At 69.6% G+C, this 24,523-nt stretch carries 28 protein-coding genes and 1 tRNA gene; 12 read left to right on the forward strand and 17 right to left on the reverse strand.

What is annotated here, in order from left to right; genetic code table 11:
• Nucleotides 1-60: 60 nt before the first annotated feature.
• The gene (locus AC3A5T_RS15855; protein WP_487629369.1) at nucleotides 61-483 is read left to right on the forward strand and encodes a hypothetical protein; all 423 of its coding nucleotides are present in this window, start codon (nucleotides 61-63) and stop codon (nucleotides 481-483) included.
• A gap of 60 nt (nucleotides 484-543) precedes the next feature.
• Nucleotides 544-930: a VOC family protein gene (locus tag AC3A5T_RS15860; RefSeq protein WP_487629370.1), complete on the forward strand. Its 387-nt coding sequence runs from the start codon at nucleotides 544-546 to the stop codon at nucleotides 928-930.
• An 11-nt stretch (nucleotides 931-941) separates the two neighbouring features.
• Here AC3A5T_RS15860 and AC3A5T_RS15865 read toward each other — a convergent pair whose 3' ends face one another.
• The 3 genes from AC3A5T_RS15865 to AC3A5T_RS15875 form a co-directional block, all read right to left on the reverse strand.
• Nucleotides 942-1,877 carry an MBL fold metallo-hydrolase gene (locus AC3A5T_RS15865; RefSeq protein ID WP_487629371.1) on the reverse strand — a complete coding sequence of 312 codons (936 nt, stop codon included), beginning with the start codon at nucleotides 1,875-1,877 and terminating at the stop codon, nucleotides 942-944.
• Between the two features lie 77 nt (nucleotides 1,878-1,954).
• Entirely contained in the window at nucleotides 1,955-2,266 is a 312-nt protein-coding gene (locus AC3A5T_RS15870; protein ID WP_487629372.1) for a hypothetical protein, read from the reverse strand.
• The gene (locus tag AC3A5T_RS15875; RefSeq protein ID WP_487629373.1) at nucleotides 2,263-3,582 is read right to left on the reverse strand and encodes a tryptophan--tRNA ligase; all 1,320 of its coding nucleotides are present in this window, start codon (nucleotides 3,580-3,582) and stop codon (nucleotides 2,263-2,265) included. Before AC3A5T_RS15875 ends, AC3A5T_RS15870 begins: the two co-directional genes overlap by 4 nt.
• Nucleotides 3,583-3,700: 118 nt before the next feature.
• Between AC3A5T_RS15875 and AC3A5T_RS15880 the strand changes: the two genes are divergently transcribed.
• Nucleotides 3,701-4,531 carry a hypothetical protein gene (locus AC3A5T_RS15880; RefSeq protein WP_487629374.1) on the forward strand — a complete coding sequence of 277 codons (831 nt, stop codon included), beginning with the start codon at nucleotides 3,701-3,703 and terminating at the stop codon, nucleotides 4,529-4,531.
• A gap of 101 nt (nucleotides 4,532-4,632) precedes the next feature.
• On the opposite strand, the gene AC3A5T_RS15885 is transcribed toward AC3A5T_RS15880, so the two are convergent.
• The 7 genes from AC3A5T_RS15885 to birA form a co-directional block, all read right to left on the reverse strand.
• Nucleotides 4,633-4,836, reverse strand: a complete 204-nt coding sequence (locus AC3A5T_RS15885; protein ID WP_487629375.1) for a CsbD family protein — start codon at nucleotides 4,834-4,836, stop codon at nucleotides 4,633-4,635.
• A 216-nt stretch (nucleotides 4,837-5,052) separates the two neighbouring features.
• Nucleotides 5,053-5,211, reverse strand: coding sequence for an entericidin A/B family lipoprotein (locus tag AC3A5T_RS15890; protein WP_232115549.1), 159 nt, complete (start codon nucleotides 5,209-5,211; stop codon nucleotides 5,053-5,055).
• A 156-nt stretch (nucleotides 5,212-5,367) separates the two neighbouring features.
• Entirely contained in the window at nucleotides 5,368-6,291 is a 924-nt protein-coding gene (gene rocF / locus AC3A5T_RS15895; RefSeq protein WP_487629376.1) for an arginase, read from the reverse strand.
• A 120-nt stretch (nucleotides 6,292-6,411) separates the two neighbouring features.
• Nucleotides 6,412-6,487: transfer RNA gene (locus AC3A5T_RS15900), tRNA-Thr, on the reverse strand.
• A 41-nt stretch (nucleotides 6,488-6,528) separates the two neighbouring features.
• A complete protein-coding gene (locus tag AC3A5T_RS15905; protein ID WP_487629377.1) occupies nucleotides 6,529-7,248 on the reverse strand; it encodes an SPOR domain-containing protein in 720 nt (239 codons plus the stop codon).
• A gap of 9 nt (nucleotides 7,249-7,257) precedes the next feature.
• Nucleotides 7,258-8,010 (reverse strand): type III pantothenate kinase, encoded by a 753-nt coding sequence (locus AC3A5T_RS15910; protein WP_487629378.1) that lies wholly within the window; start codon nucleotides 8,008-8,010, stop codon nucleotides 7,258-7,260.
• Nucleotides 8,007-9,035 carry a bifunctional biotin--[acetyl-CoA-carboxylase] ligase/biotin operon repressor BirA gene (birA, locus tag AC3A5T_RS15915; RefSeq protein WP_487629379.1) on the reverse strand — a complete coding sequence of 343 codons (1,029 nt, stop codon included), beginning with the start codon at nucleotides 9,033-9,035 and terminating at the stop codon, nucleotides 8,007-8,009. The genes AC3A5T_RS15910 and birA overlap by 4 nt, the downstream gene beginning before the upstream one ends.
• 121 nt (nucleotides 9,036-9,156) lie before the next feature.
• Between birA and AC3A5T_RS15920 the strand changes: the two genes are divergently transcribed.
• Both AC3A5T_RS15920 and AC3A5T_RS15925 read left to right on the forward strand, forming a co-directional pair.
• Nucleotides 9,157-9,432 carry a hypothetical protein gene (locus tag AC3A5T_RS15920; protein ID WP_487629380.1) on the forward strand — a complete coding sequence of 92 codons (276 nt, stop codon included), beginning with the start codon at nucleotides 9,157-9,159 and terminating at the stop codon, nucleotides 9,430-9,432.
• A gap of 97 nt (nucleotides 9,433-9,529) precedes the next feature.
• Nucleotides 9,530-10,210: a M90 family metallopeptidase gene (locus tag AC3A5T_RS15925; RefSeq protein ID WP_487629424.1), complete on the forward strand. Its 681-nt coding sequence runs from the start codon at nucleotides 9,530-9,532 to the stop codon at nucleotides 10,208-10,210.
• A 74-nt stretch (nucleotides 10,211-10,284) separates the two neighbouring features.
• On the opposite strand, the gene AC3A5T_RS15930 is transcribed toward AC3A5T_RS15925, so the two are convergent.
• The 4 genes from AC3A5T_RS15930 to dusA form a co-directional block, all read right to left on the reverse strand.
• Nucleotides 10,285-11,700 carry an ATP-binding protein gene (locus tag AC3A5T_RS15930; protein WP_487629381.1) on the reverse strand — a complete coding sequence of 472 codons (1,416 nt, stop codon included), beginning with the start codon at nucleotides 11,698-11,700 and terminating at the stop codon, nucleotides 10,285-10,287.
• A gap of 89 nt (nucleotides 11,701-11,789) precedes the next feature.
• Nucleotides 11,790-12,476 (reverse strand): response regulator transcription factor, encoded by a 687-nt coding sequence (locus AC3A5T_RS15935; protein ID WP_232138017.1) that lies wholly within the window; start codon nucleotides 12,474-12,476, stop codon nucleotides 11,790-11,792.
• 56 nt (nucleotides 12,477-12,532) lie between these two features.
• Nucleotides 12,533-12,898, reverse strand: coding sequence for a hypothetical protein (locus AC3A5T_RS15940; RefSeq protein WP_332078188.1), 366 nt, complete (start codon nucleotides 12,896-12,898; stop codon nucleotides 12,533-12,535).
• A 153-nt stretch (nucleotides 12,899-13,051) separates the two neighbouring features.
• Complete coding sequence (gene dusA / locus AC3A5T_RS15945) at nucleotides 13,052-14,080, reverse strand: tRNA dihydrouridine(20/20a) synthase DusA (RefSeq protein ID WP_487629382.1); 1,029 nt, start codon at nucleotides 14,078-14,080, stop codon at nucleotides 13,052-13,054.
• A 173-nt stretch (nucleotides 14,081-14,253) separates the two neighbouring features.
• Here dusA and AC3A5T_RS15950 point away from each other — a divergent pair, with 173 nt between their 5' ends.
• Nucleotides 14,254-14,664, forward strand: a complete 411-nt coding sequence (locus AC3A5T_RS15950; protein ID WP_487629383.1) for a hypothetical protein — start codon at nucleotides 14,254-14,256, stop codon at nucleotides 14,662-14,664.
• 6 nt (nucleotides 14,665-14,670) lie between these two features.
• Here the strand turns inward: AC3A5T_RS15950 and AC3A5T_RS15955 are convergent, their stop codons facing one another.
• Nucleotides 14,671-15,105 (reverse strand): hypothetical protein, encoded by a 435-nt coding sequence (locus AC3A5T_RS15955; RefSeq protein WP_487629384.1) that lies wholly within the window; start codon nucleotides 15,103-15,105, stop codon nucleotides 14,671-14,673.
• Entirely contained in the window at nucleotides 15,102-16,073 is a 972-nt protein-coding gene (locus tag AC3A5T_RS15960; protein ID WP_487629385.1) for a hypothetical protein, read from the reverse strand. Before AC3A5T_RS15960 ends, AC3A5T_RS15955 begins: the two co-directional genes overlap by 4 nt.
• Nucleotides 16,074-16,359: 286 nt before the next feature.
• Here AC3A5T_RS15960 and prmA point away from each other — a divergent pair, with 286 nt between their 5' ends.
• From prmA to AC3A5T_RS15985, 5 genes are all read left to right on the forward strand, one after another.
• Nucleotides 16,360-17,280, forward strand: coding sequence for a 50S ribosomal protein L11 methyltransferase (gene prmA, locus AC3A5T_RS15965; protein ID WP_487629386.1), 921 nt, complete (start codon nucleotides 16,360-16,362; stop codon nucleotides 17,278-17,280).
• 42 nt (nucleotides 17,281-17,322) lie between these two features.
• A complete protein-coding gene (locus tag AC3A5T_RS15970) occupies nucleotides 17,323-18,267 on the forward strand; it encodes a DUF3426 domain-containing protein (RefSeq protein ID WP_487629387.1) in 945 nt (314 codons plus the stop codon).
• A gap of 117 nt (nucleotides 18,268-18,384) precedes the next feature.
• Nucleotides 18,385-18,654, forward strand: a complete 270-nt coding sequence (fis, locus tag AC3A5T_RS15975; protein ID WP_232150486.1) for a DNA-binding transcriptional regulator Fis — start codon at nucleotides 18,385-18,387, stop codon at nucleotides 18,652-18,654.
• A gap of 212 nt (nucleotides 18,655-18,866) precedes the next feature.
• Nucleotides 18,867-20,492 carry a bifunctional phosphoribosylaminoimidazolecarboxamide formyltransferase/IMP cyclohydrolase gene (purH, locus tag AC3A5T_RS15980; RefSeq protein ID WP_487629388.1) on the forward strand — a complete coding sequence of 542 codons (1,626 nt, stop codon included), beginning with the start codon at nucleotides 18,867-18,869 and terminating at the stop codon, nucleotides 20,490-20,492.
• 90 nt (nucleotides 20,493-20,582) lie between these two features.
• A complete protein-coding gene (locus AC3A5T_RS15985; RefSeq protein WP_487629389.1) occupies nucleotides 20,583-21,476 on the forward strand; it encodes a hypothetical protein in 894 nt (297 codons plus the stop codon).
• A 90-nt stretch (nucleotides 21,477-21,566) separates the two neighbouring features.
• Here AC3A5T_RS15985 and AC3A5T_RS15990 read toward each other — a convergent pair whose 3' ends face one another.
• Nucleotides 21,567-23,042 (reverse strand): alanine/glycine:cation symporter family protein, encoded by a 1,476-nt coding sequence (locus AC3A5T_RS15990; protein ID WP_487629390.1) that lies wholly within the window; start codon nucleotides 23,040-23,042, stop codon nucleotides 21,567-21,569.
• Nucleotides 23,043-23,196: 154 nt separating this feature from the next.
• Between AC3A5T_RS15990 and purD the strand changes: the two genes are divergently transcribed.
• Nucleotides 23,197-24,495, forward strand: coding sequence for a phosphoribosylamine--glycine ligase (purD, locus tag AC3A5T_RS15995; RefSeq protein WP_487629391.1), 1,299 nt, complete (start codon nucleotides 23,197-23,199; stop codon nucleotides 24,493-24,495).
• Nucleotides 24,496-24,523: the final 28 nt, after the last annotated feature.

The raw sequence follows: 24,523 nt of genomic DNA on the forward strand, positions 1-24,523 counted from the left end.
TTCCCTCACATCGCACGGTCTACAGTCCGCGCCCATTCATCTAAAAAGAAAGGCGGCGCGATGTCGATCATGATCTGGGCGATCCTCGGTGGTCTGGTTGGATTCGCGGCGCTCGTCTTCACCGCGAACCGGGCGAAGAGCGCGAACAACCCCTGGGACGAGCGCACGTTCAACGCCGAGGGCGACGTGCTCGCACGCATCGACGCCTGGGCATCCGCCAACGGCTACAAGCTGCGCAGCGATGACGGCCGCCGCCGCGTCTACCAGAAGGGCGTCAACTTCCTGACCGCGCCGATGCGCTTCGAAGTGGACCGCGATGGCGACCGCTACACCACGCGCAGCTACGTGCACGTCGACGCGCTGGTGATGCAGGGCAATCTGGCGCTCACGCATCCCGGCGTGGTCGCCAAGGTGCCGCGCTCGAACGCGCGCAAGGCGCAGAACCTGCTGTTCGCCGAGCTCGGTCAGCCGCTGCTGCCCTGATCACACCGGCTGTGCGATCGGCGCGCGATCCTCCGGTGCATCTACATCGGAGGATCGGAGATGCCGCACCACAGCCGTCTGTCCACGTTCGTGCTCGACTGCCAGGTCGAGGATCTCGCGCCGCACGTCGAATTCTGGCGTCAGGCGCTCGGCAAACCGGTCAGGCCGTTGCCGCTCGAAGACGATGACGGGCGGTACGCCGTGCTGGACACCGCCGACGACGAGCCGGTGCTGATGCTGCAGAAAGTCGACCACGCATCGCGCATCCATCTCGATATCGAAGCCGACGACGTCGATGCCGAAGTCGCACGCCTGGAGCGACTCGGCGCCGTGCGCGTCGAGCAGGTGCAGACCTGGTGGGTCATGCAGGCACCGAGCGGACACCGCTTCTGCGTCGTGCGCCCGCAGCGCACGCCGATGGGCCCGCACCGCAATACCTGGGACTGACGCGCGCGGCCTCAGCCGGCGCGTGTCTGCCGGTCAAGCCACACGCCGAGACCCTGCGCGTTGATGACAATGTCGCCGTCGAGGATCGCCTGCACACGCGCATCTGCCTCTTCGATGCCGTGCGCACGCGCGCGGTCGGCGTAGAGCCGCGTCAGTCCGTCGACGATCCGCGCGTGGCGATCGGCATGTCCGTCCGCATCGCGCGCGATCGCGACCATCGCATCGATCTGCGTGTGCAGATCGGCGGCGAGCCGCACGCATTCGGTGACTTCGCCGTAATGCGCGATGCGGATCGAGACCGGCGATTTCGCAATCAATTTGTCGATCGAGGCGTGCATCTGCGCCGGATCGAACTGCACCGGCGAGGTCGTCGGCAGGACGAAGGCACCGTTCGCGGTATCGAGTTCGCGATACGACAGGCCGAACGTGTCGCCGGCGAACCAGCTGCGCGTCGCGGCGTCCCAGACGCTGTAGTGATGCAGTGCGTGGCCGGGCGTGTCGATGCACAGCAGCGGGCGCCCGGCGAGTTCGACGACGTGACCATCGTCGGCGATGACCACGCGGTCCTCGGCGACCGGCAGCATGCCGGCGTGGTCGCGTTCGAACATTTCATCGCCATAGACGGCTCTCGCGCCGGCGATGAGTTTCGTGGGATCGATCATGTGCGGCGCGCCGCGCGGATGGACGACGAGCTGCGCGTTCGGCAACGCGCGGATCAGCGGACCGGCAGCGCCGGCGTGATCGAGATGCACGTGGGTGACCATCAGCCAGTCGACCGCATCGCGCGGCACGCCGGCGGCGTCGATCGCATCGAGCACGGTCTGCGCGCAGGTCGCGGTGCCGCAGTCGATCAGTGCCGCGCGGCCCTGTGATTGCACCAGATAGGCCGCGCACAGCCCGGGGCGCACGTAGCCGGTGTCGATGATCGTGATCGCGTGATCGTGCATCGGACGTTCCCGTTGGACAGAACCGACAGTCTAGGCCGCGCGGCGCCCGCGCCCGATACGGCCTTGGTCGAAGCCGCTCAGCCGCGGCGGCGCAAGACGCGCCTACGTACTGCGAATGCAGTGCCGAGCACCGCGAGAAACACGCCGTAGCCCAGCGCCGTCGCCAGGATCTGCGCCCACATCGAACCGTGGCCGCGGTCGGCGACCGCGTGCGCCCAGTGGATCGACATCAGGAATGCGACGACGGACGCCGCGAGACTGACGAGATCGAACACCACGCGTCGCGCGCCGCGCGGCTGGCGCGGGTACACCCAGAACAGCACGCCCAGAATCAGGAACCACGGCAGGAACAGCAGCAGCGCGAGATTCTGGGCGACGGTCGGGTTCACGAGGCGGCCTTCTCGGCATCGGCGGCGGCCAGCGCATCGAACGCGGCCTGCACGGTGGCCGCATCGACGCCGTCACCGAAGGTGGCCGGTGCGTCGGCGAGCGCGAGTTCACCGCGGCGCAGGCGCGCGATGGTCTGGCCCGCATCGCGCGGCGCGTCGAAGGCCGCGCTCTGCAGCAGCACACGCTCGCCGTCGACGAGCTTGAAATAGAACTTGCCGTCGGCTTCGCGGTACTGCTTGAACGCAGGCGGCGCCGCCCTGACGGCCCCAGGCGCATCGGACGGAATCGACGCCGCGCTGCCGAGGTTGCGCAGGCCGACCGCGTCGCGCAGCTCGCGCAGCAGCGGAATCGCGTAGCGCTCGCGCAGGCGCTGACCGCCATCGCGCAGGATGTCCTCGATGTCACCCGGCTTCGCGATCAGGGCCTCGTAGCGTTCGCGCATCGGTGCGATCTCGCGCTCGACGACATCGAACAGCTGCTGTTTCGCATCGCCCCAGCCGATGCCGTCGGCGAATGCCGCCGAGAAACCCGCGGTTTCGTCCGGCGTCGCGAACGCCTGGTAGAGCTGGAACAGCGCCGAGCCCTCGGTCGACTTCGCCTCGCCCGGCATCTTCGAATCGGTGAGGATCGAGAACACCAGCTTCTTCAGCTGCGCCTGCGGCACGAACAGCGGAATGGTGTTGTCGTAGCTCTTGCTCATCTTGCGGCCGTCGAGACCCGGCAGCGTCGCCACGTTGTCGTCGATCGCCGCTTCCGGCAGGTTGAACCAGTCGCGGCCGTAGACGTGGTTGAAGCGCTGGGCGAAATCGCGCGCCATCTCGATGTGCTGGATCTGGTCGCGGCCCACCGGCACGCGGTCGGCATTGAAGATCAGGATGTCGGCAGCCATCAGCACCGGATACATGAAGAGGCCGGCCGTCACCGCCGCATCGTCGTCTTCGCCGTCGGCGCGATTCTTGTCGACTGCCGCCTTGTAGGCGTGCGCGCGGTTGAGGATGCCCTTGCCGGCCACGCAGGTCAGCAGCCACATCAGTTCCGTGGTTTCCGGCACGTCGCTCTGGCGGTAGAACCACACCTTCGACGGATCCAGCCCCGCCGCGAGCCACGTCGCCGCGATCTCCAGCGTCGAGCGCTGGGTGCGCGCCGGGTCCTGCGCCTTGATCAGGCTGTGCAGGTCGGCGAGGAAATAGAAGCTCTCGGTGTTGGGCGCGCGGCTGGCGGTGATCGCCGGACGCACGGCACCGACGTAGTTGCCGAGGTGCGGCGTGCCGGACGTGGTGATGCCGGTGAGGACGCGCTGGGGACGCTGGGACATGGGCTGCAGGCTGCGGAAAACAGGTTCCCAGTCTAACCGCTGGCCGGCGTGCGACCGGCCGTAACCCCGTTCGCGATGCTGGGCCGTTCGCCAGTACACCACCCCGCGAGACACCGCCATGCACGCATCTCGTTCCGTTCGATCCGCCGCCGTCTGGCTGCTGCTGGGCAGCCTGCTGATGATGCCCGCCGCGCACGCAGCCCGCGCCTGGAAGGCCCAGGAGCGTGTCCGCATCGAAGTCGTCGACCGCGACACCGGCAGCACGGCCCAGCCCGTGTCGTATCGCGGCGACAGCTGGATCGCCGGCACGCCGGGCGCGCCCTATGCGATCCGCCTGACCAACACGACCGGCGCGCGCGTCCTCGTCGTGCTGTCGGTCGACGGCGTCAATGCGATCAGCGGCGAGACCGCGGCGCCCTCGCAGACCGGCTACGTGCTCGCGCCCTGGCAGACGACCGAGATCACCGGGTGGCGGAAGTCGCACGACGATGTCGCGCGTTTCGAATTCGCAGCGCTCGGCGACAGCTACGCGGCACGCACCGGCCGCCCGGACAACGTCGGCACGATCGGCATCGCGGTGTTCGGCGAACGCGCATCGCCGCCCGTCGCGGTGTCCCGGGCGCCCTACCCGGCACCGCCCTCGCCGCTCGCGCCCGTCGCACGCGAGCGCGCGGCGTCAGCGGCCTCCGATTCGGCTGCGGCCGAATCGAACGCGTCGAACATGCGCGCCGAGCGCCAGAGCATCGGCACCGGCCATGGCGCACGCGAATGGGCGCCGGTGTCGTCGACCGCATTCGAGCGCGCCACGCGCACGCCCGTGCAGGTCACCACGCTGCGATACGACAGCGTCGATGCACTGATCGCACGTGGTGTCCTGCCCCGCCATCGCGCCTGGGCGCAGGCGCGTCGACCCGAAGCGTTTCCGGGCGGCTTCGTACCGGATCCCTGAGCCTTTCCGTGTATTCGACCCCGCACATGCAAACGGACCGGCGCGAGCCGGTCCGTTCGTCTTTCGATTGCACTGTGCGTCGCAACGCACGTAGGACGGCATCAGCTGTCGAGCGTCTTCTCGAAGTCCTTGACCTCGCGCTCGGCGCGGTCGCGCTCCCATCCGTATTTCTCCTGCAGCTTGCCCGCAAGGTACTTGCTGTCACCGGCCGCGACATCGAATACGTCGTCGGTCAGGTCGCCCCACTTGGCTTGCGCCTTGCCCTTCACCTGGGTCCACTTGCCGGCAATGATTTCTTTGTTCATGGCGATCGATCCTGTCTTCGGGTGGATGCGGCACGGACGCATTGGCGCATGCGTGTTCCGTACTGCGACCCCAACATCGCATTGCGGCCATCAACCCCGGGTCGCGAATTCGTAAGTCGTGCCGTCACGTCGCTGAGCAGGCGCGCGTCGGTCCTGGAGTGCACGCATAAAAAAAGGCCGGCAATGCCGGCCTTTTCGTGCGATGGACTGCGTGGATCAGGGACGCGTGGTGGTGCCGCCGGTCTTGTTGGCGCTGTCTTCCACCTTCTCGCCAACCTTCTGCACGTCCTGGCCGGCACCCTTCATGGTGTTGCAGGCGGTCAGGGTGCCAACGGTGAACATGGCGAGCAGCATCAGTGCGGTCAAACGCTTCATGGGATTCTCCAGGGATTCCGGTTTCGTTGCGAACAGCTGCGGACCTCCGCAACCATGGCGCGACTATAGAAACCTGCCTTGTGAAAGCCGTGTGCACCGGCTGGAGCGCCCGCATCGCGCGTTCAACGATGCGCGCGTGGCGTGAAGACGTTGGATTCAGTCGCGCATCAAGGTGGATTTGCCGAACAGGCTTTCGACCAGATCCACCGCCAGTTCCGCGGTCGCGTTGCCCTGGTCGAGCGCAGTGTTGACCTCGACGATGTCCAGCGAGCCCAGACGCCCGCTGTCGGCGATCATCTCCATCACCAGCTGCGCCTCGCGGTAGTTGATGCCGCCCGGCACCGGCGTGCCCGTACCGGGTGCGATGGTCGGGTCGAGCACGTCGACGTCGAAGCTCACATGCAGATGCGTGTCGTCGTCCAGGCCTTCCAGCGCTTCCTCGACCACCCGGCGCATGCCGACCTCGTCGATGTAGCGCATGTCGTAGATGTCGAGGCCGTGTTCCTTGACCAGGCGCTTCTCGTCGGGATCGACCGAGCGGATGCCGATCTGGCGGAACTGTGCGACCTGCATCGACGGCGACACGCCGCCCAGACCGGTCAGTTCGTCCGGGCCGATGCCGCACAGGCAGGCCACGGGCATGCCGTGCACGTTGCCCGACGGGGTGATCTGCGAGGTGTTGAAGTCGGTATGTGCGTCCAGCCACAGCACGCGCAGCTTGCGGCCCGTCGCACGACAGTGGTTGGCGACCGCCGCGATCGAACCGATCGCCAGGCAATGGTCGCCGCCGAGCATGATCGGCATGCGCCCGCGTGCGAGTTCGGCGCTGGACGCCTCGAGCACCGCACGGTTCCAGGCGACCACCTCGTCGAGATGGCGGTAGCCCTCGCGCGGGCCGGTCCAGGGATTCTTCGGTCCCTTGAGATCGCCGAGGTCGTCGACGTCGACGCCGCGTGCGATCAGCGCCTCGACCAGGCCTGCGACGCGCAGGCCCTCGGGGCCCATCGATGCACCGCGGCGACCGGCGCCCACATCGGTGGGCACGCCGAAGATCGACACCTGGGAATTCGTCTGCTGCATGACCTCTCCTGAGCGAATGCGCGGCCATCGCGCGCAGGGCGACGGCGGTGTGGCATCGACGCCGGGGTGGCCGTGGGGAGGCGCCGGAAGGCGCGGGCGCACGCAGAACGACATCGCAACTGGTGCCGGCACCCGGATTCGAACTGGGGACCTACCGCTTACAAGGCGGTTGCTCTACCAACTGAGCTATGCCGGCATGGCATGCGGCGGGGCCGCGGCGGAATTCTAACCTGCAACCTACTGCGCGTTGCAGTCGCGCGTTTCGACGCGGGCCGCGCCGACGCGCGCGCGCAGGGCATCGCCGGTGTCGCCGTCGGCCAGCGTCGCGTCGATCCAGTGGCGCGTGAGCGTGCTGCCGAGCGGCGCGGCATCGGCCTGGAAACCGGCGTCGCGCAGCGCCTGCGCGCGCGCGTTGGCGGCAGGCTCGCTGCCGAACCGGCCCAGCGCGATGCCGTTGGCTTCGGCGCCGTCGGCGATCACGTAATAGTCGTTGAAGCCGGCCGCGAGCAGGCGCGCGACCATCGCATCGGCCGCGGCGCGATCGGGCAACGGCGCCATCCAGACGCGCCAGCCACGCGGGGTCTCGCCGACGTCACGCGCGGCGACCGCCACGGCCACCGGCGACAGCTGCGCCAGAGCCGCGTCGCGGGTCGGCGCATCGGCGAACGGTCCCAACGCGACGCATTGCGCGGGATTTGCCGCACTCAGTGCGGTGTCGACGGGACGTTCCGCCTCTGCCCCGGCGGATGCCGCCGTCGCTTCGGATTCGACCGAACCGGGCGCGCCGGCTGCAGGCGCTTCCGCGCCCTCCGCTGCCGGCTCGCCGACCAGCCGCAGCGTCGATGGTCCCGTGTCGACCAGCGCGGCCGCATCGCCCGGCGCGCCGCGCACGGCCCACCACACCGCAACGCCGAAGTTGAGGATCACCAGCAGGACGACGGTCGCGCGGAGCAGCATGGCGCGATCCTACCCTTCCGGCGACGCGATGCCCGAACTCGCACGGTGCCAGCGCGCGAGTCCGTGCAGGACCAGGTCGGCGCGCCAGTACGCGTCGGGCAGGCGGCCGCGCAAGGCCTCGCCCCCGCCGCCGTGCAGCAGCAGACGCGGCCGCGCGCCGAGCCGTGTCGTCGCCTCCGACAGGCTGCGCTCGACGAGGCCCAGCGCGGCGCCCTCGCAGCCGGACACCAGCGCATCGTCGGTGTCGTCGGCGAATTCCGCATACGCGCCGCCGGTCGGTGCGAGCTGGGCCACGCGCCTGTGCAGGGCCTCGCGCATCAGCGTCGGCGACGGCGCGATGCGACCGCCGAGGTGGCGTCCTGCGCCATCGATCAGATCGACGGTCAGCGCGGTGCCGACACCGACGACCAGTGCGGGCGCGCCGTCGGCATGCGCGGACAGCAGCGCGAGGAACCGGTCGACGCCGAAGCGCGTGGGATCGGCGTAGGCGATCGTCAGACCGTCGAGCGTGGGCAGCGTGTGCGCCAGCTGCACCTGCGCGCCGCGGGCGGCCAGCGCATCAAGCAGGATCATCCGCAGCGCCGGCGACGCGACGCTGGCGACGATCGCGACGTCGATGCGCGCCGGCAGTTCCTCGAGCCACTCGGGATCGAACCCGCCTTCCACGTGCGCGGTGCCCTGCACTGCGCCGATGCGGCCGTCGCCGTCGAGCGGTGCGAATTTCAGCCGTGTGTTGCCCAGATCGAACAGCCAGGTACTCACGCGATGCCCTCCCTGCGCACGCTGACCTCGCCCGCGTGGAAGACGCGCAACGCGCCGTCCACGTGGACGCGCAGCGCGCCGTCGTCCTCGATGCCCGCGGCGATGCCGCGCAGCGTGCCGGTGCCGGTGTGGATGTCCACCGCCGCGCCGTCGAGCGCGTCGATGCGTGCGTAGCGCGCGCGGAACGGGGCCAGGCCTTCGCGATCGAACAGGTCCAGCGCCTGCAGCCAGGCGCCGAGCACCGCGGCGGCAAGCACGTCACGCGTCGGCGGCGCGTCCGCGCAGCAGGTCGCCAGATCGGTCCAAGGCTGGTCGATCGCCGCGGCCTGCGCCTCGGGCATCCGCACGTTGATGCCGATGCCCAGTACCGCGCGGACCGGTCCGGCGTGTTCGCCGCCGCCTTCGACCAGGATGCCGCCGAGCTTGCGCAGCCCGTCCGCATCGACGACGACCAGATCGTTCGGCCATTTCAGCCGCACGGCCTCGATGCCGAGCGCGCGCAGGGCCTCGACCGCAGCGACGCCCGCGACCAGACTCAGCCCGCCGAGACGTGCGAGGCCACCGTCGAACCCGCGCTGCAGCGACAGATACAGATGTGCCGCGAGCGGCGACTGCCAGCTGCGCCCGCGACGGCCGCGGCCGCCGGTCTGGCGTTCGGCCAGCAGCACTTCGGCGTTGTCACCCGGCATCGGCCGGCGCAGCAGTTCGGCATTCGTCGAATCGATGCTCCATGCGATGTCCAGCGATGCCAGGCGCGCACGGTCCGCCGGCCCAAGCCCATCGAGGATCGCGTCGGCGTCGAGCAAGGTGAGCGGCTGCGCGAGTGCATAGCCGACACCGGCGCGGGCGACGATCGGCACGCCGGCCTCGCGCAGCAGTTCGATCCGCTTCCACACCGCGGCCCGGGTGTGTCCCGACGCCTCGGCCAGCGCATCGCCCGACACCGGACCTTCGATCAGGCGTTGCAGCAGGGCGCGCTCGGGCGACTGCGCCACGGCGCGCGGGGAAGCTGGAGACGAAGACATCGCCCGATTATCGGCGACGCCGGCGCCGGGTGTCGCCCATTGCCGCGACGCAGCGTCGCCGCAGCGGAACGTGCGCTATGATCGGCAGGCTGTGCGTCCTGCTTCCTTCCAGGGTGATCCGATGTCCGCACGTCTGATGGTCTGCTTGCTGTTGCTGGGCGCGAGCCTGCCCGTCTTCGCGCGCGACGCGCTCACGGACACGGCTGCCGACACGCCCTGCCCGCCTGCGGCCAATGCGCCCCAGAGCGAGCCGTCGCTGGACACCGCCAACGTGCGCCGTGCACCTGCCGCGGGCAGCGCCTCCAAGGTCCGCCCGGCCGTCACCGGCGGTGGCGAGACCGAGAGTCCGGTCCGCGGCCCGCGCTGGCACAGCTTCCTGCCGGGCATGTTCCGCTGACGGAATCGCCAGGCACGTGCGTTCGCTGATCCGCCGCCTGTTCGCAGGCGCGCCGCCACAGATTCCCGATGCCGACTGGTCGGCCACCGTCGACCGGCTGCCTTGGGTGCGCGCGCTCGATGCGCCGGCGCAGTCGAAGCTGCGCACGCTGGCCGCGCTGTTCCTGCAGCGCAAGACGATCACGCCGGTCGCCGGCCTGGACCTCGACGACCGGGCGCGGCTCGTCCTCGCCGCGCTGTGCTGCCTGCCGCTGCTCGCATTCGGCGAGCAAGGCCTGCACGGCTGGTCGCAACTGATCGTCTATCCCGACGCGTTCCGCGTGAACCGCAGTCACGTCGATGCGGCGGGCGTGATGCACGAATGGGACGACGAACTGATCGGCGAATCCTGGGACAGCGGCCCGCTGGTGCTGTCCTGGGCGGACGTCGAAGCCGACATCGCCGAGCCCGATGCCGGCTTCTGCGTCGCGGTGCACGAGATGGCGCACAAGATCGACGCACTCGACGGGCTGCTCGACGGCACGCCGCCACTGCCACGCGACTGGCAGCGCGCGTGGGCGGCGGATTTCCAGCGCAGCTTCGATGCGTTTGTCGAACGCGTGGATGCCGGCGAAGCGATGTCGATCGATCCGTACGCGGCCGAAGCACCGGAAGAATTCTTCGCGGTCTGCAGCGAGTACCACTTCAGCGCGCCGGCGCTGCTGCGTGAGGTGCTGCCGGATGTCGCCGCGCATCTGGCGCGGTTCTACGGTCCGTCACCGTTCGACGTATCGGCGTAGGCGCGCGCGCGAAAACCCGGCAGTGCGGCGTCGTCGAATCGCGCGCAAGCGCGCTCCCAAGGGCGATGCGGCACTCAGAAGCCCGGCGGCAGGCGCACCGAGAAGCAGGCGCCGCCGAGTTCTTCGGAACGGCCCACGTGCAGCTCGCCGCGATAGCTGTGCACGATGTCCTGCACGATCGACAGACCGATGCCGTGACCCTGCACGCGCTCGTCGCCGCGCACGCCGCGCTGCAGGATCGAGGCGACGCGATCGGCCGGAATGCCAGGGCCGTCGTCCTCGACGATCAGCACGAGCCCCGGACGGCGGTTGGGCGCGGTCTCGCCCGGCCGCACGGTTAGCAGTACGCGCGACTTCGCCCACTTGAATGCGTTCTCGAGCAGGTTGCCCAGCAGTTCCTGCAGATCGCCCTGCTCGCCGTGGAAGCGCGCGCTCGGATCGATCTCGAATTCGCAGACCGCGCCCTTGGCCGCGTAGATCTTCTCCAGTCCGCGCACGATCTGCTCGGCGCTGGGTTCGATCTCGATCGCGGCGGAAAACAGCTGATGGCCACTCGATGCGGCGCGCGCGAGCTGGTAGGTCACCAGATCGTTCATGCGTTGCAGTTGCGTTTCCACTTCCTCGCGCAGCTCGGCGTCGCCACTGCCCGCATCCAGACGCGACCGCAGCACCGCGAGCGGCGTCTTCAGACTGTGGGCGAGATCGGACATCGTGTTGCGCTGGCGCGCGAGATGCTCGCGCTCGCTCTCGATCAGCGCATTGATGCTTTCGGTCAGCGGCTGCAGTTCGTGCGGATGCTGCACGCCCATGCGCTCGGACTGACCGCGCTGCACGCGCACGAGTTCCTGCTCCACGCGGCGCAACGGCCACAGGCTCCAGCGCACGATCAGTCCCTGCAGCAGCAGCAGGATCACGCCGGCGACGCCGAGATTCACCCACAGCGCGGCACGGAACACGCGCACCTGGCGCGGCACGATGCCAGCGTCCTCGACCACGTAGATCGTGTACGGGAATTCCTCTTCGCTGCGCCCGTCGGGCGCCCACACCAGGCCCAGACCGTAGCGATAGACCTCGCCGCGCGTGCCGTTGCTCTGCACCATCGGCAGCGGACCTTCGAACTTTTCCTCGCGCGCCGACAGCATCGCCGCTTCCGGGAGCTGTGGGCCGGACGCCGAGCGCGATGACCACGAACCCGATGGCAACACGACCTCGGCGTACAGCCCGCTGCCGGGCCTCAGGAACCGTTCGTCAGGCGGTGATTCGGACGGATAGATCTCGCCGCCGCGCAGGAACTCGATGTCGCCCGCGTAGGCATACACGTAGCTGCGCAGCCGCTCGCGCTGGCCTTCGCTGGCGACATCGATGAAGGCGCGATCGAGCGCGTAACCGGCAAGCGCCAGAAACGCGAGCAGACCGATACTCGCGGCCAGCAGCTGGCGCGCCCGCAACGATCGCGGACGCAGACGGGCAGTGAGTCGGGTATCAGCCATCGATCAAACCGGACACGCAGTCCGTCGGCGCTGCGGCACGACGGACGAACGCGGCGCCAGCGCGGAAATCCGCGGCCGGCGTCGCCAACTCATCCCTCGCCGTTGCGGGGGATCGCGAAGCGGTAACCACGGCCGCGGACGGTCTCGATCGGCTTGAGCGCGCCTTCCGGATCGAGCTTCTTGCGCAGGCGGCCGATGAAGACCTCCAGCACGTTCGAATCGCGGTCGAAATCCTGCTGGTAGATGTGCTCGGTCAGATCGGCCTTCGAGACCAGTTCACCGGCGTGCATCATCAGGTACTCGAGCACCTTGTACTCGTAGCTGGTCAGATCGACATTCTTGCCGTCGACGCTGACGGTCTGCGCGGCGAGATCCAGGGTCACCGTGCCGCACTCGAGCGTCGGCTTGCTCCAGCCCGCAGCGCGGCGGACCAACGCGTTGATGCGCGCGAGCAGCTCTTCGACGTGGAAGGGCTTGACCAGATAGTCGTCGGCGCCCTGCTTGAGGCCGTCGACCTTGTCCTGCCAGCTCGAACGCGCGGTCAGGATCAGCACCGGGAACTGCTTGCCTTCTTCGCGCAGGGCCTTGATAAGCTCCATGCCCGACATCTTGGGCAGGCCCAGATCGATGATGCCGACGTCGAACGGCACTTCGCGCCCCATGTACAGGCCTTCCTCGCCATCCTGTGCAGCATCGACGGCGAAGCCTTCGCGCTTCAGGCGCGCGGCGAGGGTCTCACGCAGGGGAGCTTCGTCTTCGACGAGCAGGATTCGCATGGGTCAACTCCGGTCTGACGGCCGGCCCGGCCGTGAATGGGGGCGAGGATGCAGGATCAATCGTCGTCGCCGCGTGCACGGGATGCCCGGGCGCGCTGACCGGGGTCGTCGACGTAGATGCGCACCCGGCCGCTGTCGTCCATCACCTTGACGCGGTTGAGGTCGCGGCCGTCGGAGTGCATCTGCTCGATGCTGAGCACACGGCCGCGGGTGTTGCGTTCGATCCGGCGCACCGACTCGGTCATCGAATCCTGGGCACGCTGGCGACCGTTCTCCGGCCGCTGCACCGACGCCCGCATGTCGGGCCCGCGGGCAGCAGGCCCCTGCGGCGGCGGATCCTGCGCGGCCACGACCGATGCCGCCGCGCAGAGCAGCAGGGCGATCGGGGCGCAGATCAGACGGCGGAACGACGGGACGGGCACAGCCACTCCTGGCGGAAACGGGCGATCGGGTAGACGTTGGATGGTCGGTCCGAGGCGGTGAATCCGTCCTTAACTTTTCGTTGACAACGCTGCATCTGTTCAGCTTCGACCCCGCCACCACGCCATTCGCGTGATGCGGCGTGGCAAATCCATCTAGGCCGCGTAGCGCGCTGCCGATGCCTCGGTCGCCGCCAGCGCCTGCTCTACCAGAGACCAGTCGGCGCCGGGCAGGTGCGCACCTTCGCTGAGCACCTGCCGGTACAGGCGACCACCGGGCTGACCGTGGAACAGGCCGAGCACATGGCGGACGATGTGCTTGAGCGAAACGCCCTCGGCCATGCGCGCCTCGACATAGGGCCGCAGCGTACGCAGCAGATCGGCGCGGGGCCGCAGCGCTGCGCCCGACAGCGCCGCGTCGAGCGTGTGCAACAGGTAGGGATCGTGATACGCCGCGCGCCCCAGCATCACGCCATCGACGTGCGCCAGCTGCTCCAGCGCGAGCGCCTGCGTGGCGATACCGCCGTTGAGCACCACCGGCAGCGCCGGCCGCTCGCGCTTGAGCCGGTGCGCCCAGTCGTAGCGCAATGGCGGGATGTCGCGGTTCTCCTTCGGCGACAGACCATTGAGCCAGGCGTTGCGCGCATGCACGACGATCATCGACGCGCCCGCGGCCACCGCGCCGTCGACGAAACGCGCGAACGCGTCGTAATCGTCGTCGTCGTCCACGCCGAGCCGGCATTTCACCGTCACCGGCACGTCGCTGGCCTGCGCCATCGCCGCGACACAATCGGCGACCAGCGCCGGCTCGCGCATCAGGCAGGCGCCGAAGCGCCCGGCCTGCACGCGATCGGACGGGCAACCGCAGTTGAGATTGATCTCGTCGAAGCCGTGCTCGGCGGCGATGCGCGCGGCCTGCGCGAGTGCGTCGGGCTCGCTGCCGCCGAGCTGCAGCGCCAGCGGCGACTGCAGTGGCGTCTTCGCCAGCAGCCGCGCGCGATCGCCGTGGATCACCGCCTTGGCGTGGACCATTTCCGTGTACAGCCGCACGCCCGGCGCCAGCAGCCGGTGGAACTCGCGGCAGTGCGCGTCGGTCCAGTCCATCATCGGTGCGACGGACAGGCGCAGCGACGCCGCATAGGCATCGGCATGCGCGTCGTAGGACGGAGGCGTGGATCCGGTCATGGGTCTGCGGGGCAAAAAAGGCGCGCGTGGCGCGGGTCGCGTCGGGGCCGGCGGGGCGTGGGCGGCCCGCCACGACGGGGCGTCAGGATACACGCCGCACCGCGGCTTCATGCCGCAGCCGGCGCCCGCCGGTCATCCTGTGGCGCCCTACCGGTGTGCGCAGGAAGCCGTCGATGGTGTTTCTCCAGGTCTCCGCATTGCTGCTGCTGGCGTGGTGCTTCGGCGCGGTCCAGCTGTCGCAACGTGTCCGTGGATTGCACAGCGCGCCGATGTGGTTGGCAGTCGCCTGGGCACTGGGCGTGGTGGCGTGCATCGGTCTCGGCGCGTCCGGCCTGCTGCGCCATGGCGACTGGCAGTCGCTGTCGACCGGCCAGGCGCTGCACCGGCTGTTCGGCGAAGGCAACCTGGCGATGCGCCGTTCGGAATGGGCTGCGCTGAACCGCGCGGCCGGCGTGTATCTCAATCTCGATGTCGTCTGGACCCTGCTCGCGCTGTGCGTCGCGCAGTTCCACTCGGCGATGTTCTGGGCCGGCGTCGCCGAGCGGCGGCGCCATGCGCGGGTGTTGCGACGGCGCGCGGGCTGAGTGTCCTTACTCGGCGACGCGGACCGCCTGGCGCGGTGCGACCGACACCGGCACCACCTGAAGTTCGGCCTGCGCGCCATCGAGCAGCGGCGCGGCCTCGATCTGGCTGCCATCGACCGGAACGGCGCCATGCGGACTCGACTGGCTGACGATGCGCACCAGTTCGGTCGAGCCGTCCGGCCACACGACACGGAAGGTGTTGCCGGGTGGCAGCGCCAGGAACGGTGTGGCGCTCTGCGCGCGATACAGCGCGGCGATCTGCGCGGCGCCGAGCTGGCGCTGTTCGAGTGGCGCGGCGGTCGTGGTCTGCGCGACCTGGGTCAGGCGCCGGTAGTTCTCGCCGACCGCGTCGACGACGACACCGGCGACGGCCACCGAGTAGCCGACGAACAGCGTCGCCCAGAGCCAGAAGCGGAGCTTGCGGGGGAGCATGCGTTTCATCGTGTCACCATTCCGAGCAGTTGGCGGGACGCGGGGGCGTCCTCGACCAGGGTCTTCTTCATTCGATCGAGTTCTTCCGCGCCCTGGCGTGGCACCGCCGCGTCACGCACGAAAGCGGAAAAATCCTGTCGTGCATCGCGTGCACAGACGCCGCCGTTGGCGCAGTACTCGGTCATCAGCGCGCCACTGGCGCTGCAGTCCAGGCCGAGATCGCACGCGGCCAGTTGCCAGGCCAGTTCATGGGCCTGGGTGCCGGCGACCGTATCGGCGAGCGCCACGTCGCCGCTCGCCGCGACGCCCATCGCCGGCGACAGCGCGACGAAGGCGTCCGGATCACGCGAGGCCTGTACGCGCTCGACGAGCCCGCGCCGGTAGTCCATGTCGTCCTGCAAGGGCGCGCCCATCGCCAGCAGCGCGGCTTCGGCGGCGAGGCTGCCGGCCTCGGCCGCATCCTGTCGGCGCTCGACCAGTTGCACGAACGTCGGCGCATCGCCGGGCACGAAACGTCCGCAGCGCGTGCCGATGCGGCCCCGGGCCGCGCCGAGCGCGCGCGCCGCGTCGAACTGCAGACCGTCGATCAGCGCGCTGTCGCGGGCGAAGCCGGCCGGATCGCGCGCATAGCTCGCGCAGTATTCGTCGACGCGGCTGAGCACCCAGCGCGCGTCGGCATCGCCGGCGTCAGCCAGCGGCTGCAGGTCCTGGCGGAACGCGAACAGATCCTCGGCCTGCTCGAACGCGCGCTGCAAGGGGCGCACGGCGGCGGTGGGCCACGCGCTGCCGAGACCTGGAGCGGGCAATGTCGCCACATCGGGCGAGAACGCATCGACGACGCCGCGCGTGTCCACGCCGGCAGTCCATGTCGCACCGGCGTCGCCGACGTCCGCGCGGGGCACAGCAGGGCGCCACATCGCCACGGCGGCGACGAGGGCTCCCAACAGCGCGATGGCGGCGAACACTCGGACGGTCACGTCGGATCCTGCGGCATCCGGCCACGCGATCGGTGGGCCGGCAGGCGCCGTCGCGGTGGCGATGGCGCGTTCTGAAGCGCGGATTCTAGCCGACCGCGGCGGCCGCCAGTGCCGTCCTCCCGCGCCCGGCCCGGACTGTGCGCGCCTGCGCGGCAGCCGCGCGACGGTGCGCACATCCTGCCCGGCCCGCGCCGGCCGCAGGCGACGCGCCACGCCGTTCGCCCCTTTACGCGCCCCGACCGGGGCACCAAGATGCCCGGCCCCACCGCCCCACCCGGACCACCCGATGCCCTTCCTCGAACTGAGCCTGCGCTGCACCGAAGCCGAGCAGCCGCGCTACGCCCATGCCCTCGAGGACGTCGGCGCGCTGGCGGTGACGATGATCGACGCCGATGCCGACACCACGGACGAACAGGCGATCCTCGAACCCGGCGTCGGCGAGACCCCGCTGTGGCACGCGATCGTGCTCACCGCACTGTTCGAGGACGACACCGACGCGCTGCTGGTGCTCTCCGCGCTGGAAGCCTTCGACGCCGGGCTCGACTGGAGCCGCGCGAGCTTCCGCAAGGTCGAGGACCAGGACTGGGAACGCGCGTGGATGGACCAGTACGCGCCGCTGCAGTTCGGCGCGCGCACCTGGATCGTGCCGTGGAACGCCGAGCTGCCCGAGGCCGCCGGCGACGACGCGGTGGTGATCCGGCTCGATCCGGGCCTGGCATTCGGGTCCGGCACGCACCCGACCACGTCGCTGTGCCTGCAGTGGCTGGATGCACTATCGGCCGAAGGCGTGCTCACCGGTGCCGAGGTCCTCGATTACGGCTGCGGCAGCGGCATTCTCGCGCTGGCGGCGCTCAAGCTCGGCGCCGCGCGTGCGGTCGGGATCGACAACGATCCGCAGGCACTGATCGCCTCGCGCGACAACGCGGACCGCAACGACGTCGGCGCCGCGCTCGATGTGTATCTGCCGACCGAAGCGCCGCAGGGCACGTATCCCGTGGTCCTCGCCAATATCCTCGCCACCGCGCTCGACGCGCTGGCCGAAACGCTGGCCGAGCGTGTCGCGATCGGTGGCCGCATCGCGCTGTCGGGCATTCTCGACGGTCAGGAAGAAGAGCTGCTGCGTCGCTACCGGCCGTGGTTCGAGCAGCTGGCGGTGACCCGCGAAGGCGACTGGGTGCGCATCGACGGCGTCCGCAAGCAGGCCTGAGGCGCGGCATCCGCTGGCGCGGCGGCGTGATTCAATAGCCGCATGTTCATCAACTGCAAGCACTGCGGTTCGCTGGTCGCCACCGACCCCGCGACCGACCAGCCGCCGGAACGCTGCCCGCGTTGCCGCGGTGTGCTGCGCAGTGCGTCGCCGCCGATGTCGGTGGCCTCGCTGCTGAAGACGCCGACGCAGGTCGCGGCGGCGGATGCGGCTCCGGACAACCCTGCCGCCGCAGCGCCGCCCACACCCGAGACCGGCACGCCGGCAGCGCAGCCGGCACCACGCGAAACGCCTGCGTCACCTGTGGTGCAGGACGACGGCATCGCACCGCCCTCGTCTGAGGACGGACCTGTCGACGTCATCGACGCCGCCGCTCCGGACGTGACCGGAACCGCGCCCGACCGTCCGCCCGCGGCTGCACACGTGCCGCTCCCGGCGCCTGCACCCAGACCCGCTGTCACGCGCGCATCCCCGAGCTTCGCGCGGCGCGGTGCGCCGGGTCCGCTGGATGCGCGCATGCGTCGCCAGCATCGCGTCCTCTACGGCGCCGTCGTCGCGCTGACGCTGCTGCTCGGTCTGCAGGTGCTGCTCGCCGATCGCGCACGGCTCGCATCCGATCCGGGTTGGCGCCCGACACTCGCGCGGCTGTGCGGCGTGTTGCGTTGCAGTCTGCCGCCGTGGCGCGAGCCCGCCGCGCTGACCGTACTCGCGCGTGACGTGCGGCCCGACGGCACGCGCGCAGGGCAGCTGCTCGCCACCGCGACCTTCCGCAACGATGCGCGCTGGGCGCAGGCCTGGCCGCGGTTGCGGCTGACGCTGTCGGACATCGACGGACGCGCGGTCGGCACCCGCGTGTTCACCGCGCAGGAGTATCTGCAAGGGTCAGCGGCGCAGCCGACACTCGCCGCCGGCGACAGCGCCGAAGCCCGTCTGCAGCTCGTCGAACCGGACGCGCGCGCGGTCTCCTTCGCCTTCGATTTTCTCTGAAACCACGCTGGCAGCCGCCATGGGGCCGCGCTAGACTGGCCTGCCGCTCCGCCGTCCGCACAGCCGTCGTCCTCGACTTCCGGCCGCGACAGCGACGCCGCCATTCCGAGACTCGACTTGAACGCAGACCGCACCGACAGCAGCACGCGCGAAGCACCGCGCACGCCCCTGCGCGAACACGTCGCGACTTCGATCCAGCGCTATCTCGGCGATCTCAATGGCAACGACACCGACAATCTCTACGAGGTCGCGCTGCGCGAACTCGAGATTCCACTGTTCGTCGAAGTCCTGAATTTCTGCGACGGCAACCAGAGCCGCGCCTCGGCGATGCTGGGCATCCACCGCGCCACGCTGCGCAAGAAACTGCGCGAGTACGGGCTGGCCTGAGGACCGGCTCGAAGCCCGTCGCGCGCGCAGCCGGATGGCGCGTGGCGGTGCGCAGGACGCGCAGCGTTCGAGCAGGACGTGCGCATTGTGTCCGCCATCCATGGCGTCCACCGTTCGGGCCAGCGGCAAGCACAGCAGGGCGTAGAACCGGTTCGGAGCCGCCGACCCACGGCCGTTATAATTCCCGGCTCCCTCGCCCGCAGTCGACTTCCATGACCGTCTCCGTTCCGTCCGGCGCGCCTACCGCGATCCGCCGTGCTCTGCTGTCCGTGTCCGACAAGACCGGCCTGCTCGATCTGGCCCGCGCGCTCGCCGCGCGCAACGTCGAACTGCTGTCGACCGGCGGTACCGCGAAGGCGTTGCGCGAGGCTGGCCTGCCCGTGCGCGACGTCAGCGACGTGACCGGCTTCCCCGAGATCATGGATGGCCGTGTCAAGACCCTGCACCCGAAGGTGCACGGCGGTCTGCTCGGGCGCCGCGGCACCGACGATGCGGTGATGGCCGAACACGGCATCGACGCGATCGATCTGCTGGTGCTCAACCTCTATCCGTTCGAGCGCGTGGCCTACGCGCCCGACGCGAAGTTCGACGACATCGTCGAGAACATCGACATCGGCGGCCCGGCGATGCTGCGCGCGGCGGCGAAGAACTTCGCCCACGTCGCGGTCGCCACCGATCCGGCGCAGTACGACGCGCTGCTGGGCGAACTCGACGCCAACGATGGTGCGCTGTCGGCGCAGACGCGCTTCGCGTTGTCGGTCGCCGCGTTCAACCGCGTCGCGCAGTACGACGCGCGCATCAGCGACGTGCTGTCGTCGATCGCAGAACCCTCCGATGCCGGGGCCGCGCAGCGCGCGCCGTTCGGCGGCCAGAGCAACGGCAACTTCGTCAAGGTGATGGACTTGCGGTACGGCGAGAATCCGCACCAGCAGGCGGCGTTCTACCGCGACCTGCATCCAGCGCCGGGCACGCTCGCGACGTTCGAACAGCTGCAGGGCAAGGAGCTGTCGTACAACAACATCGCCGACGCGGATTCCGCCTGGGAATGCGTGCGCCAGTTCGATGCGCCGGCCTGCGTGATCGTCAAGCACGCCAATCCCTGCGGCGTGGCCGTTGGTGCGGCCTGCGGCGATGCCTACGAACTCGCGTACGCGACCGATCCGACCTCGGCGTTCGGCGGCATCATCGCCTTCAACCGCACGCTCGATGCGGCGACGGCGAAGGTGATTCTCGACCGCCAGTTCGTCGAGGTGCTGATCGCGCCCGACTACGAGCCCGGCGCGCTTGACTACGCGACGAAGAAGGCGAACGTGCGCGTGCTGCGCATTCCGCACGGCGACCCCGGATCAAGTCCGGGGCAGGGGGCGGGAAACAGTATCGACATCAAGCGCGTCGGCTCGGGCCTGCTGATGCAGACCGCGGACATCCGCGCGGTCACCGTCGACGAACTCAAGGTCGTGACGAAGATCGCGCCGACCGACGCCCAGCTGCGCGACCTGCTGTTCGCCTGGCAGGTGGCGAAGTTCGTGAAGTCGAACGCGATCGTCTACGCGAAGGACCACCGCACGATCGGTGTCGGCGCCGGCCAGATGAGCCGCGTGTATTCGGCGCGCATCGCTGGCATCAAGGCGGGCGATGCGGGCCTGGTCGTGCCCGGTTCGGTGATGGCATCCGATGCGTTCTTCCCGTTCCGCGACGGCATCGATGCCGCGGCGGAAGCCGGCATCCAGGCAGTGATCCAGCCCGGTGGTTCGATGCGCGACGGCGAGGTGATCGCCGCCGCCGACGCACACGGCATCGCGATGGTCTTCACCGGCGTGCGTCACTTCCGCCACTGATCGCCGCGCATCGCGGATGCACGCCGGCGTGAATGGTGCACGCCGACGCCGCTGCTAGAGTCCGGCGCATCTTCTCCGCAGGATGCGCCGATGTTGTACGCCCGCTCGACGCCGTCGCGTGCCGCCCTCTTCGCCTGCCTGCTGCTCGCGCTCGGCGCCTGCGGCCAGACGCCCGCGCCACCGGCCGCTGCCGCGATGCCGGCGTCGACACCGGAGGTCGTCGCCACGCGCACACGCGAAACGCAGCACGACGATGCGATGCCCGTCACCGGTCTCGATGGCGGCGCCGTCCGCAACTTCCTCGTGACCCAGTACGGCGACCTGGCGCAACTGTCGGGCGACTGGCCGGGCACGCCCGTCGTCGCAGAACTCGGCAGCGACGCCGCCTCGCGCGAAGTCTGTGCACGCGAGGCGATCGGCACGCCGGACGCGCCGGCCGAACTCGTCGCGGTCTGCGGCGTGCCCGACGACGCCGGGCATGCGACCACCGCGCGCATCGATTTCTTTCTGCTGCGGGCCGAGGCCGACGCCGTCTCGGCGGTTGCACGCGCGCACATGGACGGCTTCGGCAGCGCCGGCGATGTCGCCGATGTCGACGTGCGCCGCTTCGGTCCGCGGCTGTACGGGTTCGTCGTCGAGGATGGCTTCACCGCCCAGGGCATCACGATCGGCAACAGCAGCCTCGTGCTGCCCGACGGCGCCGGCTTCAAGGTCGCCGCGACGCTGCGCAGCAGTCTCGACAATCTGGGCGCGATAGCGGGCTGCGCCGAACGCGACGATTGTGCGCCGGATGCGGCCTACGACCTGTCGTTCGAATTCGACATCGACGATCGCGATGCCAGCGCGGCCGTCTGGCCGCTGCGCGTACGCGAACAGGGCGAGGCCTGCGGACGTCGCGTCGAGCGCACGCACCAGGTGCCGTTCGACGTGGCGAGCGGCACGTGGACCGTGCCTGCTTCGCTGCAGCGCGAAGGCTGCGACTGAGCCGGGCCAACGGATCGCAGGATGGGTACAGCGCAGCAACACCCGTTTTCGCCCGCGAGACCGTATCGACACGCGCACACCGTGCAGCGCTTACTTGACGTTCGACACCGGCGCCACCGTCTTCTCCGCCGTCCAGATGCTGCGGTCGATCGCATCGCCCAGCTCCGGGAAATCCGCCGCATCCAGTCTCGGTGACGCATCACCGGCGCGGATCTTGCGGTCGTAGTCGCGGGTCAGTTTGATCGCCACGCCCGACAGCAGCACGACCGCGATCAGGTTCACCGTCGCCATCATGCCCATCGCCGCATCGGCGGTCTCCCAGACGATGTCGAGTTTCGCGAACGCGCCCCAGGCCACCATCGCCAGACTGCCCAGCCGCAGCAGCAGGATCGACACGCGCCCGCCGCGCAGATACATCACCGCGCTCTCGGCGTAGGCGTAATTGCCGAAGATCGACGTGCCGGCGAAGAAGAACAGCACCACCGCGATGAAGGTCGGGCCCCAGTCGCCGAAGTGGACCGCCATCGCCTGCTGGGTCAGCACCGCGCCGTCGCCGCCGGCGGTATCGAGCGCGCCCGACATCAGGATCATCAGCGCAGTCGCGGTGCAGATCACCAGCGTGTCGACGAACACGCCGAAGGACTGCACGAGGCCCTGGCTAGCCGGATGGTGCGGCACCGGCGTCGCGGACGCGGCGATGTTCGGCGCGCTGCCCATGCCGGCTTCATTCGAGAACAAACCACGCTTCACGCCGTTGAGCAGCGCGACCGCAAGCCCGCCGAGCACACCGCCGGCCGCCTGGTCGAGACCGAAGGCGCTGCGCACGATCAGCGACAGCATCGCCGGCACTTCGGTGATGTTGCTGACGATCACCCAGGCCGCGAGCGCGAGGTAGGCCAGTGCCATGGCCGGAATGATCAGCTCGGACATCTTCGCCACGCGGCGCAGTCCGCCGAAGATCACCGGCGCCGCCAGCGCCACGAGCACCGCGGCCGTCCAGCCAGGATGGATGCCCCAGGCGCCGGTCACCGCTTCGGAAATCGAGTTCGCCTGCACCGCGCTGAACACGAAACCGAAGGCGAGAATCAGGCACACCGAGAAGATCGCGCCGAGCCACGGCTTGCCCAGGCCATGGGCCATGTACAGCGCCGGTCCGCCGCGATAGTGGCCCACCGCATCGCGGCGCTTGTAAAGCTGCGCCAGCGCGCTTTCCACATACGCCGTCGCCATGCCGAAGAACGCGACCACCCACATCCAGAACATCGCGCCCGGACCGCCCACCGTCAGCGCGATCGCCACGCCGACCAGATTGCCGGTCCCCACGCGCGACGCGAGGCTCGTGCACAGCGACTGCAGCGGCGAGATGCCGGCGTGGTCGTCGCCGGTGCCGCGCACGAGGCCGGAGATCATCTTCGGAAACCGCCGGAACTGGATGAAGCCGAGGCGCACGCTGAACCAGATGCCGACCAGCGGCAGCACGCCGGCCAGCAGGTAGTTCCACAACACGCCGTTGATGCCGCCGACGATGGGTGACAGGACGTTCTCGATCAGCTGGACCAGATCCATCGGCGGTCACGACTCCGTTGCGGCGAAACGATCAAGTCTAGCAACCGGGTCCCGGACGACCCGTCGCCGTCGCGACCCTGTCGATGACCCGCGCGCAGCGTGGCCCGTCGCGACGCCGTAAACTGGCGGCCCCTTTGCATCCGGTCTGTTGCGCATGAAGAAGGTCCTCGTCATCGGTGCCGGCGGTCGCGAACATGCGCTGGCGTGGAAGCTCGCGCAGTCGCCGCAGGTCGGCGAGGTCCTGGTCGCGCCGGGCAATGCCGGTACCGCGAAGGAAGCCGGCTGCCGCAACGTCGACGTGTCGGCGACCGATCTCGATGCGCTGCTGGCCTTGGCGAAGTCGGAACACGTCGACGTGACCGTCGTCGGTCCCGAGGCGCCGCTGGTCGCCGGGGTCGTCGATCGCTTCCGCGACGCCGGCCTGCGCATCTTCGGACCCACCGCGGCCGCCGCGCAGCTCGAAGGCAGCAAGGCCTTCGCCAAGGATTTTCTCGCGCGACATGCGATTCCGACCGCGGGCTATTCGGTGTTCACCGATGCCGACACCGCGATCGAGTACGTGCGCCAGCACGGCGCGCCGATCGTCATCAAGGCCGACGGTCTCGCTGCGGGCAAGGGCGTGATCGTCGCGATGTCGCTGGACGAAGCCGAAGCCGCGATCACCGACATGCTGTCGGGCAATGCGTTCGGCGCGGCCGGTGCGCGCGTGGTGATCGAGGAATTCCTCGACGGTGAGGAAGCCAGCTTCATCTCGATCGTCGACGGCGCGACCGCGCTGCCAATGGCGACCAGCCAGGATCACAAGCGCGTCGGCGACGGCGACACCGGCCCCAACACCGGCGGCATGGGCGCGTACTCGCCGGCGCCGGTGGTCACGCCCGAGGTGCATGCGCGCGTGATGCGCGAAGTCGTCGAACCGACCGTGCGCGGCATGATCGCCGACGGTGTGCCGTTCACCGGCTTCCTCTACGCAGGCCTGATGATCGACACGAGTGGCGCACCGAAGGTCATCGAGTTCAACGTGCGCTTCGGCGATCCGGAAACCCAGCCGGTGATGCTGCGCCTGCAGTCCGATCTGCTGGACCTGGTCGAAGCCGCGATCGACGGCCGGCTCGACGGCATCGAGGCGCAGTGGGATCCCCGTCCGTCGCTCGGCGTGGTGATGGCCGCCGAACACTATCCCGACACGCCGCGCACCGGCGATGTCATCAATACCTGGGACACGCCGCCGCTGGCCGACACCAAGGTCTTCCATGCCGGCACGAAACTCGATGCGCATGGCCAGGCCGTGACTGCCGGCGGCCGCGTGCTGTGCGTGGCCGCGCTCGGCGAGACCGTCGCCGATGCGCAGACGCGCGCCTATGGCGAGCTTGCCGGCATTTCATGGCCGGGCGAGTTCCACCGCCACGACATCGGCTGGCGCGCGATCGCACGCGAACGCGGCGACGCCTGATCCCTCCCCTCCCGCCAAGGCCACACTC

The sequence above is a fragment of the Luteimonas sp. Soil_C_16 genome (genome assembly GCF_057657295.1).